Origin of the sequence: Enterobacter sp. DSM 30060 (assembly GCF_013375955.1) — a bacterium.
Taxonomy (GTDB): domain Bacteria; phylum Pseudomonadota; class Gammaproteobacteria; order Enterobacterales; family Enterobacteriaceae; genus Enterobacter; species Enterobacter intestinihominis.
Genome location: NZ_CP056118.1, coordinates 1,603,336 through 1,618,481, shown reverse-complemented (window position 1 = coordinate 1,618,481; position 15,146 = coordinate 1,603,336). Strand labels below are relative to the sequence as shown.

The window sequence follows — 15,146 nt, the reverse complement described above, 5'->3', positions numbered from 1 at the left end:
TGAAAAGACCGCACCGAGCCGTCCCCTCTCCCCTATGGGGAGAGGGTTAGGGTGAGGGGATTACGAACGCTTATACAGCGGCAGCCACAGCGTTAGCCGCAGCCCGCCCAGCGGGCTGTCATCGGCTTTCACCCAGCCACGGTGCTGCTGCATGGCTGTTTCAACAATTGCCAGACCCAGCCCCGTACCGCCAGATTCACGGTCGCGCGCCTCGTCGGTACGGTAGAACGGACGGAAAATCTGCTCGCGATCTTCCGGGCTGACGCCTGGACCGTCGTCGTCCACGATGATAGTGATCCCGTCTTTATCCACCGAAAACGCCACTTCAATCTTCGTGTGCGAGTAGCGCAGGGCGTTACGCACGATATTCTCCAGCGCGCTTTCCAGCGTGTTGGGGTTACCGTACAGCGGCCACGGGCCCGGCGGGAAATTGACGGTGAAGGATTTGCCCATCTGTTCCGCTTCGAACGCCGCGTTGTCCAGCACCTCATGCCAGAGGTGATTGGCTTTCACCGTTTCGCTCACCAGCGCGTTTTTCTGCTGATTGCGCGACATCACCAGCAGATCGTTGATCATGCTGTCCAGGCGATGCGCTTCCGTCTCAATACGCTCCAGCTCTTTGCTCTCACCGCTGCGACGGCGCAGCAGGGCGGTACCCAGCTGTAAACGCGTGAGCGGCGTCCGCAGCTCGTGGGAGATATCCGACAGCAGACGTTGCTGGGCCGTCATCATTCGATCAAGCGCGCTCACCATCTGGTTAAAACTGGTTCCGGCGGCCAGGAATTCCTGCGGCCCGGATTCCAGCTCCGGATGCTGCCTCAGGTTGCCCTGCGCCACTTCGTCCGCCGCGTTTTTCAGCTTACGCGCCGGTTTCGCCAGGCTCCACGCCAGCCATAACAGCAGTGGGGAACTAACCAGCATGGTGACAATCAACAGCAACAGCGGACGGTCAAACAGCAGGTTGATGAAGTCGGACTGGGAACTGCTCGCGGGGCGAATCAGGTAGAGCTGGTAGTTATCTTCCCCATCCCGCACCGAGAAAGGGCCCACCATTTCTACCCGACCATATTTCTTTTTCTGCGGGTGATCGGCGTTATCCGCCTGGCCAATAAAGTTGCGGATAATCTGCATTTCATTGCGATCGGCCCCAATCACGCGGCCTTCACTGGTGACCAGTAAAAGACGTTGTCCGGGGGGCGCCCACTTGTCGATAGCGCGAAACAGCCTGCGCCACCACATTAAATCGTTCGGCGGATCGTTTGCCAGCTCCGCTTCCACGTGCTGCTCGATCATCACGCCCTGACGTTGCTCGCTGTCGAGCAGCTCCGTCATCTGGCGTGAGTCGAGTTTTGGCAACATCAAAACGAGCATTAAAACCAGTGCCAGCGTCAGCCAGAAGATGGCGAAGATGCGGGCGGTTAAGCTGCCTATCATGAAGCGGAAACCATCAGATAACCGCGACCACGCAGGGTTTTAAACCAGGGGTGACCGTCTTTACGCTCCGGCAGTTTACGGCGCAGGTTCGAGATATGCATATCGATGGCGCGGTCAAACGGGGTGAGGCGTTTGCCCAGCACTTCCTGGCTCAAGTGTTCACGCGACACCACCTGGCCGAGATGCTGCGCCAGCAGATACAGCAGGGTGAACTCGGTGCCGGTTAGCTCCAGCGTTTCACCGTCGAAGCTCGCTTCCTGGCGGCCCGGGTTCAGGCTCAGGGAGTCCACTTCCAGCGTAGGTGAGCTGTTGTCGGTATTCTGCTGCTGCTCGCTCCAGTGAGAGCGGCGCAGGATCGCGCGAATACGGGCCACCAGTTCACGGTCGTTGAACGGCTTAGGTAAATAGTCATCCGCACCCAGCTCAAGGCCGAGTACGCGGTCAAGCTCGCTGCCGCGCGCGGTCAGCATAATGACGGGGGTCTGGTGTGTCTGGCGAAGCTCTTTCAACGTATCAATACCGTTTTTCTTCGGCATCATGACGTCGAGCAAAAGTAAATCGATGCTGTCGTCAAGGAGACTCAGCGCCTGTTCCCCATCATGGGCAACCAGGACGTTGAAACCTTCCATGTCGAGCAACTCCTTTAAAAGAGATGTGAGCTCTCGGTCATCATCAACTAACAGGATTTTATTCATTGTTTAAATACCTCCGAGGCAGAAATTACGACATCAAGGCTATCTAATCCATGACTTTACGTTGTTTTACACCCCCTGACGCATGTTTGCAGCCTGAATCGTAGACTGTCTCTCGTTGAATCGCGACACGAAAGATTTTGGGAGCAAGTGATGCGCAAAGTTACCGCTGCCGTCATGGCCTCAACGCTGGCCTTCTGTGCGTTTAGCCAGGCTGCTGTAGCTATCAACAGCGATAACGGTTCCTCAGCAGAGGGCGCAACGCAGCACAGCAGCCAAAGCCATATGTTTGACGGCATAAGTTTAACCGAACATCAGCGTCAACAGATGCGAGATCTGATGCAGAGGGCACGACACGACCAGCCCCCTGTTAATGTTAGCGAAATGGAGACAATGCATCGCCTTGTCACCGCAGAAAATTTTGACGAAAGCGCTGTACGCGCTCAGGCAGAAAAAATGGCGCAGGAACAGGTTGCCCGCCAGGTAGAAATGGCGAAGGTTCGCAACCAGATGTTCCACCTGCTAACGCCCGAGCAGCAAGCGGTTTTGAATACCAAACATCAGCAACGTATGAACCAGTTGCGTGAGGTTGCACGGATGCAGCGAAGCTCAGATATGACGCTTTTCAGTAGCAATAGCAGTACCCGTAGTAACCAGTAAACCCTGTTTTCCTTGCCATAGACACCATCCCTGTCTTCCCCCACATGATGTGGGGGTTTTTTTTGCCCATCGTTCAGTGTTGTTAACGCTTTATTCATCCTTTCACTCCACCGCCATCCGTTATACTAGCGCCATGGCATGACAGGAGTGTTTATGAATCAATCCTATGGACGGCTGGTAAGCCGGGCCGCAATAGCCGCGACGGTGACGGCGTCGTGTTTGCTGATCATTAAAATTTTCGCGTGGTGGTACACCGGGTCGGTTAGTATTCTGGCGGCGCTGGTGGATTCACTTGTGGATATTGCCGCCTCGCTGACCAACCTGCTGGTGGTGCGCTATTCGCTGCAACCGGCAGATGAAGAGCATACGTTTGGCCACGGCAAAGCGGAATCGCTGGCCGCGCTGGCACAAAGTATGTTTATTTCGGGCTCCGCGCTTTTCCTGTTTTTGACCGGCATTCAGCATCTTATTTCGCCTTCTCCGATGAACGATCCGGGCGTTGGTGTGGTCGTAACCGTAGTTGCACTTATAAGCACACTTGTTCTTGTAACGTTCCAGCGCTGGGTTGTACGCAAAACACAAAGCCAGGCTGTACGGGCCGATATGCTTCATTATCAGTCTGATGTTATGATGAATGGGGCTATTCTTATTGCGCTCGGTCTGGCCTGGTATGGCTGGCATCGTGCCGATGCGTTGTTTGCGTTAGGGATAGGGATCTATATTTTATACAGCGCGTTGCGGATGGGGTATGACGCGGTACAGTCGCTTCTTGACCGTGCGCTTCCGGATGCAGAACGTGATGAAATTTATGCCATCGTGACCCACTGGCCTGGCGTCAGTGGTGCTCACGATCTTCGTACGCGGCAGTCAGGGCCGACCCGCTTTATTCAGATTCATTTGGAAATGGAAGACAACCTGCCACTGGTTCAGGCGCATATGGTCGCTGAACAGGTGGAGCAGGCGATTTTGCAGCGTTTCCCTGGGTCAGACGTCATTATTCACCAGGATCCGTGCTCTGTCGTCCCCAGGGCGTTTTGAGCTTTCGTAATTCGTTGTAAAAAAGTGAGCCAGACCAGCATTTTGTGGATAAATTACCGCCATATGGCCTGACCTGAATCAATTCAGCTGGAAGGGATTGATATACTATTTGCAGTATTCGACGGTTGAACAGTTTCTTCCGGCAGCAGATTTCAATTTTGCATTCCTAAGTTCAGAGGTAGTCATGATTAAGAAAATCGGTGTGTTGACAAGCGGCGGTGATGCGCCGGGTATGAACGCGGCAATCCGTGGGGTTGTCCGTGCAGCGCTGACGGAAGGTCTGGAAGTTTTTGGTATCTATGACGGTTACCTGGGTCTGTATGAAGACCGCATGGTTCAGCTCGACCGCTACAGCGTGTCTGACATGATCAACCGTGGCGGTACTTTCCTCGGTTCCGCGCGCTTCCCGGAATTCCGTGACGAACACATCCGTGAAGTGGCTATCGAAAACATGAAAAAACGGGGTCTGGATGCGCTGGTGGTTATCGGCGGCGACGGCTCGTACATGGGTGCAAAACGTCTGACTGAAATGGGCTTCCCGTGCATCGGCCTGCCTGGCACCATCGACAACGACATCAAAGGCACTGATTACACCATCGGTTACTTCACCGCGCTGGGTACCGTTGTGGAAGCGATTGACCGCCTGCGTGACACCTCTTCCTCTCACCAGCGTATTTCCATTGTTGAAGTGATGGGCCGTTACTGCGGTGACCTGACCCTGGCGGCGGCCATTGCCGGTGGCTGTGAGTTCGTGGTAGTTCCGGAAGTAGAGTTCAGCCGTGAAGATCTGGTCGCAGAGATCAAAGCCGGCATCGCGAAAGGTAAGAAACACGCCATCGTTGCTATCACCGAGCACATCTGTGACGTTGACGAGCTGGCGAAGTACATCGAAACCGAAACCAAACGCGAAACCCGCGCGACCGTTCTGGGTCACATTCAGCGTGGCGGTTCCCCAGGCCCGTACGACCGTATCCTGGCGTCCCGCATGGGTGCGTACGCGATCGAGCTGCTGCTACAGGGCCACGGCGGCCGCTGCGTCGGTATTCAGAACGAGAAACTGGTTCACCATGACATCATCGACGCCATTGAAAACATGAAGCGTCCGTTCAAAGGTGACTGGCTGGACTGCGCGAAAAAACTGTACTGATCGGCTCTGTTGCCCGGTGGCGCTGCGCTTACCGGGCCTACAAAAGCACGGATCGTAGGCCGGGTAAGGCGTAGCCGCCACCCGGCTTTTTTGTGCCCATCCTTTTTTTATTCCTCCACGTTATAGCCAATCTTTTTTTATTCTTTAATCATCGGTTAGCTTTCTGGCACGCTGCATTCATCAAAACACTACACAAGAGAGCCGGGCGATGAATAAATGGGGCGTGGGGTTAACATTATTGCTGGCATCGACCAGCGTTCTGGCAAAGGACATTCAGTTACTGAACGTGTCGTACGATCCGACGCGTGAACTGTACGACCAGTACAACAAAGCTTTTGCGGCGCACTGGAAACAGGAAACCGGCGATAACGTGGTGGTTCGCCAGTCTCACGGCGGTTCAGGTAAGCAGGCGACATCGGTGATCAACGGCATTGAAGCCGATGTGGTTACCCTAGCGCTGGCTTATGACGTAGACGCGATCGCGGAGCGTGGCCGTATCGACAAAAACTGGATCAAGCGCCTGCCGGACAACTCTGCGCCATACACCTCGACCATTGTCTTCCTGGTGCGCAAAGGCAACCCGAAACAGATTAAAGACTGGAACGACCTGATTAAGCCGGGCGTGTCTGTCATCACGCCGAACCCGAAAAGCTCCGGCGGCGCACGCTGGAACTACCTGGCGGCCTGGGGCTACGCCCTGCACCACAACAACGGTGACCAGGCTAAAGCGCAGGAATTCGTGAAAGCGCTGTTTAAAAATGTCGAAGTGCTGGACTCCGGCGCGCGCGGCGCAACTAACACCTTCGTCGAGCGCGGCATCGGCGACGTGCTGATTGCCTGGGAAAACGAAGCCCTGCTGGCGACCAACGAGCTGGGTAAAGACAAATTCGAGATCGTGACCCCGAGCGAATCCATCCTGGCTGAGCCGACCGTCTCCGTCGTCGATAAGGTTGTTGATAAGAAGGGCACCAAAGCGGTGGCGGAAGCCTACCTGAAGTACCTCTACTCACCGGAAGGGCAGGAAATTGCGGCGAAAAACTTCTACCGCCCGCGCGATGAGGCCGTCGCGAAGAAATACGAAAACGCCTTCCCGAAACTGAAGCTGTTTACTATCGATGATGTTTTTGGCGGCTGGACCAAAGCGCAGAAAGAGCACTTCTCTAACGGCGGCACCTTCGACCAGATCAGCAAGCGCTAAGCGTTTTACAAAGAACGACACGGTAACCCGGTGTGAGAAATCCACCGGGTTTTTTATTTGGTCATCATTTTGCGTTACTCTTTTGCCTCTATTGAAAACAGGGAACGCGTTGTGAAAAAAATTATCTTACTGATTCTGATCGTTATCGCCCTTGCCGCAGGCGGCGTGTACTGGATGAAAGCGGGTAATCCGAATGCGTTGCGTCATATCGTTCTCGACCAGTGTGTGCCCAACCAGCTGCATAACCGTAACCCGGCACCGTGTGCGCAGGTGATGCCAGATGCGGGCTACGTGGTGTTCAAGGACCGCAACGGACCGCTGCAATACCTGCTGATGCCCACGTACCGTATCAACGGCACCGAAAGCCCGCTGCTGACTGAGCCTCAGACACCGAATTTCTTCTGGCTGGCATGGCAGTCTCGTCATTTTATGAGCATGAAACGGGGAGCCGACGTGCCTGACAGCGCTGTTTCTCTGACCATCAACTCCCCGACCGGGCGCACGCAGAACCATTTTCATATCCACATCTCCTGCCTGCGCCCGGACGTGCGCGAGAAGCTGAACGCGGCGCAGGGGCAAATCAGCACCCAGTGGCTACCGCTTCCGGGCGGGCTGGAAGGGCATGAGTACCTTGCCCGTCGGGTGACGGAGAACGAACTGGTGCAGCGCAGCCCGTTTATGATGCTGGCGGAAGAGCTGCCGGAAGCGCGCGACCATATGGGACGCTTCGCGCTGGCGATGGCGCAGCAGTCGGACGGCTCGTTTGTACTGCTGGCGACGGAGCGTAACCTGCTGACCTTTAACCGTGCGTCGGCTGAGGAATTGCAGGATCATCAATGCGATATCCTGAAGTGACCCCACTATAAATAGCGTTTACTCGCCCTGCCTGTCGCCGTAGACTTGCTGAAAAATTCTACAGGAGACAGGTATGTCGCTCTGGTTAACACATCCTCTGCTGCTTCCCTCGCTGATCGTCGGCGTCACCATCGTGCTGTGGGCGACGTCGCTGTTGCCGGAATTTATCACCGCGCTGCTGTTCTTTACGGCGGCGATGACCGCCAGAATCGCCCCGCCGGAAGTGATCTTTGGCGGCTTCGCCTCGTCTGCCTTCTGGCTGGTGTTCAGCGGCTTTGTGCTGGGCGTGGCGATTCGGAAAACCGGCCTGGCGGACAGGGCCGCCCGGGCGCTGTCGGCAAAGCTTACCGACTCCTGGGTGCTGATGGTGGCAAGCGTTGTGCTGCTGAGCTATGCCCTGGCATTCGTGATGCCGTCGAACATGGGACGTATTGCGCTGCTGATGCCGATTGTCGCCGCGATGGCGAAGCGGGCCGGCATTCCTGATGGCTCGCGGGCCTGGTTTGGCCTGGCGCTGGCGGTCGGGTTTGGCACCTTCCAGCTCTCGGCCACTATTTTGCCCGCTAACGTGCCAAACCTGGTGATGAGCGGCGCGGCGGAGGGCTCATACGGCATCCACCTCAACTATGTCCCGTATCTGCTGCTGCACACGCCGGTGCTGGGTATTCTCAAAGGCCTGATTCTGATTGGCCTGATCTGCTGGCTGTTTCCCGGCAACCCAAAACCGGCGAAGGATCTCGCGCCATCGGAATCGATGGGGCGTGACGAAAAACGACTCGCCTGGCTGCTGGCGGTGGTGTTGACGATGTGGGTAACGGAGAGCTGGCACGGCGTGGGCCCAGCGTGGACAGGGCTGGCGGCCTCGGTCATCGTTATGCTGCCGCGCATCGGATTTATCACCGGCGAGGAGTTCTCGGCGGGGGTGAATATGCGCACCTGTATTTACGTCGCGGGTATACTCGGGCTGGCCATTACGGTGACGCAGACCGGTATCGGTGCGGCCGTAGGCGATGCGTTGCTCCATATCATGCCGCTGGATGCAGACCGCCCGTTTACCAGCTTCCTGGCGCTGACGGGGATCACCACGGCGCTCAACTTCATTATGACCGCCAACGGCGTTCCGGCGCTGTACACCACGCTGGCGCAGAGCTTCTCCGACGCGACCGGCTTCCCGCTGCTGTCGGTGATCATGATTCAGGTGCTGGGGTATTCCACGCCGCTGCTGCCGTATCAGGCGTCGCCGATCGTGGTGGCGATGGGCTTAGGGAAAGTGCCTGCGAAGGCGGGGATGCTGCTCTGCCTGGCGCTGGCGATTGCGACGTATCTGGTGCTGCTGCCGCTGGATTATTTGTGGTTTAGCGTATTAGGACGTTTGTAGTGGTTTTGTAGGGCGGGTTAGCGAAGCGCCACCCGCCCCAAAGGCAATTACGCCTTCTTAGCCGCTTCTGCCGCTTTAACGATCACCGCGAAAGCGTCTGCTTTCAGGGATGCGCCGCCAACCAGCGCGCCATCGATGTCTGGCTGGGTGAACAGCTCAGCTGCGTTTGATGCGTTAACGGAACCGCCGTACTGGATGATGACCTGCTCAGCCACTTTCGCGTCTGCTTTTGCAATGTGGTCACGGATGAACTTGTGCACCGCCTGTGCCTGCGCTGGAGTTGCAGATTTGCCGGTACCGATCGCCCAGACTGGCTCGTAAGCGATAACCGCGCCTTCGAACGCTGCCGCGCCCTGGGTTTTCAGCACAGCGTCGATCTGACGTGCGCACACTTCTTCGGTTTTACCCGCTTCGTTTTCTGCTTCGGTTTCACCGATGCACAGAACCGGGATCAGACCCTGCTCTTTCAGCACAGCGAATTTCTTCGCGATGAACTCGTCAGATTCTTTGTGGTAGGTGCGACGCTCAGAGTGGCCGATGATGATGTATTTCGCGCCGATGTCTTTCAGCATTTCAGCGGAGGTTTCACCGGTAAACGCGCCAGACAGGTTAACGTCAACGTTCTGCGCGCCCAGAATGATGTGGCTGCCGTCAGCGGCACGTTTAGCCAGATCCAGGTACATATCCGGCGGAGCGATAGCAACCGCGCAGCCGGTCACGCCAGCCAGCTCTTTACGCAGGTTAGCAACCAGTTCGTTTACCATGTGGCGGCTGCCGTTCAGTTTCCAGTTACCCATCACTAAAGGATGTCGCATTTCAATTCTCCACGCTCAATAAGCGAATTAAGGAATATGGCCACCCTTAAGGGCAGCATGGTCTGTGAATCAGTATAGAGATTTTCCCTCGAAAGGCTTTGCTTTTTGTCATTAATTCGCCCCCTCGAGTGCGTCTGATAGGGCCAGCTTAATCGGTTCAACCGCGAAGGTCAGCCCCTTTTCGCCGTTATCTGCGACGACATAGCGAACGGCACCTTCCGTATCGGCGTAATAGCGTTTGTTTTTCCCGGCGGTAAGCAGTTTTTGCAGCTTTTGCTGGCTTTGCGCTTTCGTGAAGGTGGGGGTAAAGGCGCGCAGAATAGCGCTCATATACTCCAGCGCTTTCGCTTTCGCCGCTTTCTGCTCTGGGCCCTGAATCGGCAGCCAGGTGATCTGCATACTTTTGATTTTTAACGTTCCGCGCTCAAGGGCAGTGGAAGCATATAGATTCTCGTTAATTTTGCTGGCAGCGCGGGTCAGGGTTGGCGTATCGCGGGCACCGTCAATCGCACGGAACTCCCCCAGCGCAAGCGAGGGGTTTTCTTTATTGAAGGCTTCGCGGAACTGGCTGATAGATTGATCGAAAGAGGGGGCGCCCGCCAGAAGGTAGGGGGCGGTGACCGGGGAAGCCGGTTCCGCGGCGTGCAGAGAAAAACTGGCGCTCAGCATCGCTAAACACAAATAAAGAGAGTGTGCCGAACTTTTCATCAACTTTGCCCCTGGCCGTCATTGCCCATGATTAAAACGATATCTGGTCGGCTTGTCAAAAGGTCACAACTCCAGGGTAAAATGCGGGCTAAACAATAATAAGGAACCTTACATGACCATACAGCAGTGGTTGTTTTCATTCAAAGGGCGTATTGGACGCCGTGACTTCTGGATCTGGATGGCAGCGTGGGTTGTCGCCATGCTGCTTCTGTTTTTTGTTGCCTATAACGCCTGGCTGAGCACGCAAACTGCGGCTTTTGCGCTGGTCTGTTTACTGTGGCCAACCGCCGCCGTGGTGGTGAAACGTCTGCACGATCGCGGTCGCTCCGGCGCTTGGGCTTTTCTGATTATTCTGGCGTGGATGCTGGTGGCGGGGAACTGGTCAATGCTGCCCTCCATCCTCCCGTGGGTGGTGGGCAGACTGCTGCCGACGGTTATCTTTGTGATGATGGTTGTCGAACTGGGCGCGTTTATCGGCACCCAGAGCGAGAACAAATACGGAAAAGATACCCTTGAGGTGAAGTACCGCTGATCACCAGTAGTGTTCGGCGGTCATATGGCCCGGTCGGCGGCGAAGGTGTTTCGTCATCTGCCGGGTATCCTTCAGCAGTTGCTGCGTATCGCGCACCATTTGCGGGTTACCGCACAGCATCACGTGGCTGGTTTCGGTATTCATCGGTAAACCCACCGCCTCTTCCAGCGCGCCGCTTTCAATCAACGCCGGAACGCGGCCGGTTAACGAGCCAGCTGCGGTTTCGCGGCTGACCACCGTCTGAATTTTTAACTTCCCGCCATATCGCTGTTCCAGCGCCTGCATCTGCGGCAAATAGCTCAGGTCTGCGGCGTAGCGCGCGGCGTGAACCAGCACGATATTCTTAAAGCGCTCCAGATCTTTGCCGTACTCCAGGATAGAGAGATACGGGCCGATGGCCGTGCCGGTCGCCAGCATCCAGAGCGTGTCACAGTCGGGGATTTCATCCAGCACGAAGAACCCCGCCGCGTCGGAGACAATCTGCACCTCATCGCCCGGTTTCAGCGCGGCGAGGCGCGGGCTGAGCTTACCGTCCGGGACGGTGACCAGATAGAATTCGAGATCCGGGTTATCAGGCGCGTTAACGTAAGAGTAGGCGCGCTGTACGCGTTCACCGTCGATATCCAGCCCGAGCTTGGCAAACTGCCCGGCGGTAAACGGATGAACGGGAGCGTGCAGCGTGAGGCTAAATAGCGCATCGGTCCAGAACTGTACCTTTGTGACTTTACCTGTTACCCAGTCCGCCATGATCTTCTCCTGTGCTGTTTCTCTCTTCTATCTTCCGTACTTGTGGGAAACATTTCCAGCCCATTCGGGCCGGAAAGCTCTATCGATCAAACGGTTTTACAGAATGTGCGTCTGTACGTCCGGGTCTTTGCGGTCGAGATAATGAATGGACTGAATGCGGCGAATGGTGCGGGATTTGCCGCGGATCAGCAGGGTTTCAGTGGTGGCCATGTTTCCCTTGCGGGTGATGCCATCCAGCAGATCGCCTTTGGTGATGCCGGTTGCGGAGAAGACCACGTTATCGCTGCGAGCCATCTCGTTTAGCGCGAGCACTTTATTGGCCTCGATGCCCATCGCCGCACAGCGCGCCAGTTCGTCTTCACCAATGCGAAGGTTCTCGTCGCTGTCGCCTTTGACCTCATGGCGTGGCAGCAGACGCGCCTGCATATCGCCGTCCAGCGCGCGGATCACTGCCGCAGAGACCACACCTTCCGGCGCGCCGCCGATGCCGTAAAGCACGTCGACCTCGCTGTCCGGCATGCAGGTCAGAATAGAGGCGGCAACGTCGCCATCAGGAATGGCAAATACGCGCACGCCGAGTGCTTGCAGATAAGCGATGGTGGCGTCGTGGCGCGGTTTCGCCAGGATGGTCACGGTGAGTTCGTTGAGCGGTTTACCCAGCGCCGCTGCGATATTGCGCAGGTTGGCATCCAGCGGCAGGCTAAGGTCGATAGCGCCTTTAGCACCAGGACCGACAATCAGCTTTTCCATGTACATATCTGGCGCGTTGAGGAAGCAGCCCTTATCGCCCACCGCCAGCACCGCCAGCGCATTGGCCTGGCCCATCGCCGTCATGCGCGTGCCTTCGATCGGGTCGACCGCGATATCCACCGCATCGCCTTTGCCCGTCCCGACTTTTTCACCGATGTAGAGCATCGGGGCTTCGTCGATTTCGCCTTCGCCAATGACGATAGTGCCATCGATATTGACCTGATTAAGCACAATGCGCATGGCGTGGACGGCTGCGCCGTCTGCGGTATTTTTGTCGCCACGGCCCAGCCACTTGTAGCCTGCGAGGGCGGCAGCTTCGGTGACGCGGGAAAACTCGATAGCAAGTTCACGTTTCATGAGGTACTCGTACAATCAAAAGGAATTGCACGAAGTTTATCACAGAGTGGGGAGGGGGAGGGGTGGTGCAGTCTGAGCCCCTCACCCCGGCCCTCTCCCCAAAGGGGAGAGGGTGTTTTAAGTCCCCTCGCCCCTTTGGGGAGAGGGTTAGGGTGAGGGGTGAGTCTGTCTTACTCGTCGTGCTCTTCCCATGCCAGGGCACGTTTCACCGCTTTCTTCCAGCCGCTGTAGCGGTAGTTGCGCTCGGTGGTTTCGATGCCAGGACGGAATTCGCGTTCGATCACCGCTTTTTCCTGAAGCTCGTCAAGGTTTTGCCAGAAGCCAACCGCCAGACCTGCCAGATACGCCGCGCCCAGCGCCGTTACTTCTCGCACCTCAGGACGTTCAACGCGGGTACCCAGAATGTCGGACTGGAACTGCATCAGGAAGTTGTTGGCTACCGCACCGCCGTCCACGCGCAGGGCGTGCAGACGAATGCCGGAGTCCGCCTGCATCGCTTCCAGCACGTCGCGCGTCTGGTAGGCGATGGATTCCAGGGTCGCACGAATAATGTGGTTTGAGTTCACACCGCGCGTCAGGCCGAAAATCGCGCCGCGGGCGTACGGATCCCAGTACGGTGCGCCCAGACCGGTAAACGCTGGCACCACGTATACGCCGTTGGTGTCTTTCACTTTGGTCGCGAAGTATTCGGAGTCAAACGCATCGCTGATCAGCTTCATCTCGTCGCGCAGCCACTGAATGGAGGCACCCGCCATGAACACCGCCCCTTCCAGGGCATAGTTCACTTCACCGCGTGGGCCGCAGGCGATGGTGGTCAGCAGACCGTTTTCTGATTTCACCGCTTTCTCGCCGGTGTTCATGAGCATAAAGCAGCCGGTGCCGTAAGTGTTCTTCGCCATCCCTTCCTTGACGCACAGCTGGCCGAACAGCGCCGCCTGCTGGTCACCGGCAATACCGGCGATAGGAATACGGGTGCCGCCTTTACCGCCGATGTTGGTCTGGCCGTATACTTCTGAAGATTTGCGCACGTCTGGCAGCATCGCACGCGGAATGTCCAGCGCGTCCAGCATCTTGTCATCCCACTCCAGGGTGTTGATGTTGAACAGCATGGTGCGCGAGGCGTTGGTGTAGTCGGTGACGTGAACGCGTCCCTGAGTCATCTTCCAGATAAGCCAGGTATCGACGGTGCCAAACAGCAGCTCGCCGCGTCGTGCACGTTCGCGTGAACCTTCCACGTGATCGAGGATCCACTTCACTTTGGTGCCGGAGAAATAGGGGTCAATGACCAGACCGGTTGTACTGCGCACGTACTCTTCCATTCCGTCGCGCTTCAGTTTTTCGCAGATCTCTGAGGTGCGGCGGCACTGCCAGACAATGGCGTTGTAGATGGGCTTACCGGTTTCGCGCTCCCAGACAACGGTGGTTTCACGCTGGTTGGTGATACCGATAGCGGCAATCTCGTCAGAACTGATGTCGGCTTTCGCCAGCACTTCCACCAGCGTGGAGCTTTGTGACGCCCAGATCTCCATCGGGTCGTGTTCAACCCAGCCTGGACGCGGATAGATTTGCTCAAATTCGCGTTGAGACACGCTGACAATGTTCGCGTCATGATCCATTACGACAGCGCGGGAGCTGGTAGTGCCCTGGTCGAGCGCAACGATATATTTTTTTTCGGTCATGGTATGTGTCCCGTAGTCAGATTACAGCGAAGCTTTTTGTTGTGTGGTGGAAGTCGTCTCTTTTTCCTCTTCCACACAGGTGTCGCACGGTAAGTGGCGACCAATTAATTTGCGATAGCCGAATGCGCCCAGCGCCGCCCCTACGATTGGCCCGAACAGCGGTACCAGGAAGTAAGGAATGTCTTTGCCGCCGGTAAAGGCGACATCGCCCCATCCTGCAAAGAAGGCGAAGGTTTTTGGACCCAGGTCACGCGCCGGATTCATCGCAAAGCCGGTCAGCGGACCCATGGATGCGCCAATTACCGCAATCAGAAGGCCAATCAAAAGTGGTGCCAGCGGGCCGCGCGGAATGCCGTTTCCGTCGTCGCCCAGCGCCATAATGACGCCCATCAGAATAGCGGTAATCACCATTTCAACTGCGAACGCCTGCACAAAATTAATATGCGGATTCGGATACGTTGAGAAAATGCCTGCCAGATCCAGACTTTCGACACTGCCACGCACCATATGATGCGTCTGTTCGAAGTCGGTGAAAAGATTGTAATAAAGCCCGTAAACTAACGCCGCTGCGCAAAAGGCGCCGGCAAATTGTGAAATGATGAAAGGGACAACTTTGCGTCCGTCAAAGCACGCGAATAGCCACAACGCGATGGTCACCGCCGGGTTAAGATGTGCGCCGGAAACCCCTGCGGTCAGGTAGATGGCCATCGCCACGCCCAAACCCCAGATAATACTGATTTCCCACTGACCAAAACTGGCACCTGCCACTTTCAGTGCAGCGACACAGCCTACTCCGAAGAATATCAACAACCCGGTACCCAGGAACTCGGCAATGCACTGGCCTTTTAAGGTTGATGTCTGACTCATAATCGGAATCCTGCAAAAGAGTAATGTTTATTGTTTGCGTGACCGCCCGTGACAGCCACGATGCCCTGTAGACATAGTGTTAATTTATCGTTAACGAGCACAAACGAGAAATATCGAAATCAAAATGTGTGGTCTGTGTCAATAAAATGAGCGTTTTCGCGCCATAAAGCGCGTTTTTGCATCAACGGTATAATGTGAGCTGAATCATTTCATTAACTAAAGAGTTAACAATTTAGGGGTATATGCCGCGAACGCACCAGGACCAGACCTAAAAGTGTTGCAAACCGCG

15 protein-coding genes are annotated in these 15,146 nt (G+C 56.2%); 7 read left to right on the top strand and 8 right to left on the bottom strand.

Going from position 1 to position 15,146, the window contains the following annotated elements:
* Positions 1 to 60: 60 nt before the first annotated feature.
* On the bottom strand, positions 61 to 1,434 hold the full coding sequence (gene cpxA, locus HWQ15_RS07655; RefSeq protein WP_022649811.1) for an envelope stress sensor histidine kinase CpxA: 1,374 nt from the start codon (positions 1,432 to 1,434) through the stop codon (positions 61 to 63).
* Positions 1,431 to 2,129: an envelope stress response regulator transcription factor CpxR gene (cpxR, locus tag HWQ15_RS07650; protein ID WP_003862004.1), complete on the bottom strand. Its 699-nt coding sequence runs from the start codon at positions 2,127 to 2,129 to the stop codon at positions 1,431 to 1,433. Before cpxR ends, cpxA begins: the two co-directional genes overlap by 4 nt.
* Before the next feature lie 150 nt (positions 2,130 to 2,279).
* Between cpxR and cpxP the strand changes: the two genes are divergently transcribed.
* The 6 genes from cpxP to HWQ15_RS07620 all read left to right on the top strand — a co-directional run bounded on the left by cpxP (position 2,280) and on the right by HWQ15_RS07620 (position 8,402).
* Positions 2,280 to 2,786, top strand: coding sequence for a cell-envelope stress modulator CpxP (gene cpxP, locus HWQ15_RS07645; RefSeq protein ID WP_023305089.1), 507 nt, complete (start codon positions 2,280 to 2,282; stop codon positions 2,784 to 2,786).
* 153 nt (positions 2,787 to 2,939) lie between these two features.
* Positions 2,940 to 3,824 (top strand): CDF family cation-efflux transporter FieF, encoded by an 885-nt coding sequence (gene fieF / locus HWQ15_RS07640; RefSeq protein ID WP_023298903.1) that lies wholly within the window; start codon positions 2,940 to 2,942, stop codon positions 3,822 to 3,824.
* Between the two features lie 184 nt (positions 3,825 to 4,008).
* Entirely contained in the window at positions 4,009 to 4,971 is a 963-nt protein-coding gene (gene pfkA, locus HWQ15_RS07635) for a 6-phosphofructokinase (RefSeq protein ID WP_003862009.1), read from the top strand.
* A gap of 208 nt (positions 4,972 to 5,179) precedes the next feature.
* Entirely contained in the window at positions 5,180 to 6,169 is a 990-nt protein-coding gene (locus tag HWQ15_RS07630; RefSeq protein ID WP_023298902.1) for a sulfate ABC transporter substrate-binding protein, read from the top strand.
* 111 nt (positions 6,170 to 6,280) lie between these two features.
* Positions 6,281 to 7,024: a CDP-diacylglycerol diphosphatase gene (locus HWQ15_RS07625; protein WP_022649807.1), complete on the top strand. Its 744-nt coding sequence runs from the start codon at positions 6,281 to 6,283 to the stop codon at positions 7,022 to 7,024.
* Positions 7,025 to 7,097: 73 nt separating this feature from the next.
* The gene (locus HWQ15_RS07620; RefSeq protein WP_063149395.1) at positions 7,098 to 8,402 is read left to right on the top strand and encodes an SLC13 family permease; all 1,305 of its coding nucleotides are present in this window, start codon (positions 7,098 to 7,100) and stop codon (positions 8,400 to 8,402) included.
* Positions 8,403 to 8,449: 47 nt separating this feature from the next.
* On the opposite strand, the gene tpiA is transcribed toward HWQ15_RS07620, so the two are convergent.
* Positions 8,450 to 9,217, bottom strand: a complete 768-nt coding sequence (gene tpiA / locus HWQ15_RS07615; RefSeq protein ID WP_048996423.1) for a triose-phosphate isomerase — start codon at positions 9,215 to 9,217, stop codon at positions 8,450 to 8,452.
* A gap of 111 nt (positions 9,218 to 9,328) precedes the next feature.
* Complete coding sequence (locus tag HWQ15_RS07610) at positions 9,329 to 9,925, bottom strand: DUF1454 family protein (protein ID WP_022649805.1); 597 nt, start codon at positions 9,923 to 9,925, stop codon at positions 9,329 to 9,331.
* A gap of 112 nt (positions 9,926 to 10,037) precedes the next feature.
* Between HWQ15_RS07610 and HWQ15_RS07605 the strand changes: the two genes are divergently transcribed.
* Complete coding sequence (locus tag HWQ15_RS07605; protein ID WP_022649804.1) at positions 10,038 to 10,457, top strand: DUF805 domain-containing protein; 420 nt, start codon at positions 10,038 to 10,040, stop codon at positions 10,455 to 10,457.
* Here the strand turns inward: HWQ15_RS07605 and fpr are convergent, their stop codons facing one another.
* The 4 genes from fpr to HWQ15_RS07585 all read right to left on the bottom strand — a co-directional run bounded on the left by fpr (position 10,458) and on the right by HWQ15_RS07585 (position 14,857).
* The gene (gene fpr / locus HWQ15_RS07600; RefSeq protein WP_022649803.1) at positions 10,458 to 11,204 is read right to left on the bottom strand and encodes a ferredoxin--NADP(+) reductase; all 747 of its coding nucleotides are present in this window, start codon (positions 11,202 to 11,204) and stop codon (positions 10,458 to 10,460) included. It abuts the gene before it with no gap.
* Between the two features lie 96 nt (positions 11,205 to 11,300).
* Positions 11,301 to 12,311 (bottom strand): class II fructose-bisphosphatase, encoded by a 1,011-nt coding sequence (gene glpX / locus HWQ15_RS07595; RefSeq protein ID WP_023307187.1) that lies wholly within the window; start codon positions 12,309 to 12,311, stop codon positions 11,301 to 11,303.
* A gap of 170 nt (positions 12,312 to 12,481) precedes the next feature.
* Complete coding sequence (glpK, locus tag HWQ15_RS07590) at positions 12,482 to 13,990, bottom strand: glycerol kinase GlpK (protein ID WP_022649801.1); 1,509 nt, start codon at positions 13,988 to 13,990, stop codon at positions 12,482 to 12,484.
* 21 nt (positions 13,991 to 14,011) lie between these two features.
* On the bottom strand, positions 14,012 to 14,857 hold the full coding sequence (locus HWQ15_RS07585) for an MIP/aquaporin family protein (protein ID WP_058646049.1): 846 nt from the start codon (positions 14,855 to 14,857) through the stop codon (positions 14,012 to 14,014).
* Between the last annotated feature and the right edge of the window lie 289 nt (positions 14,858 to 15,146).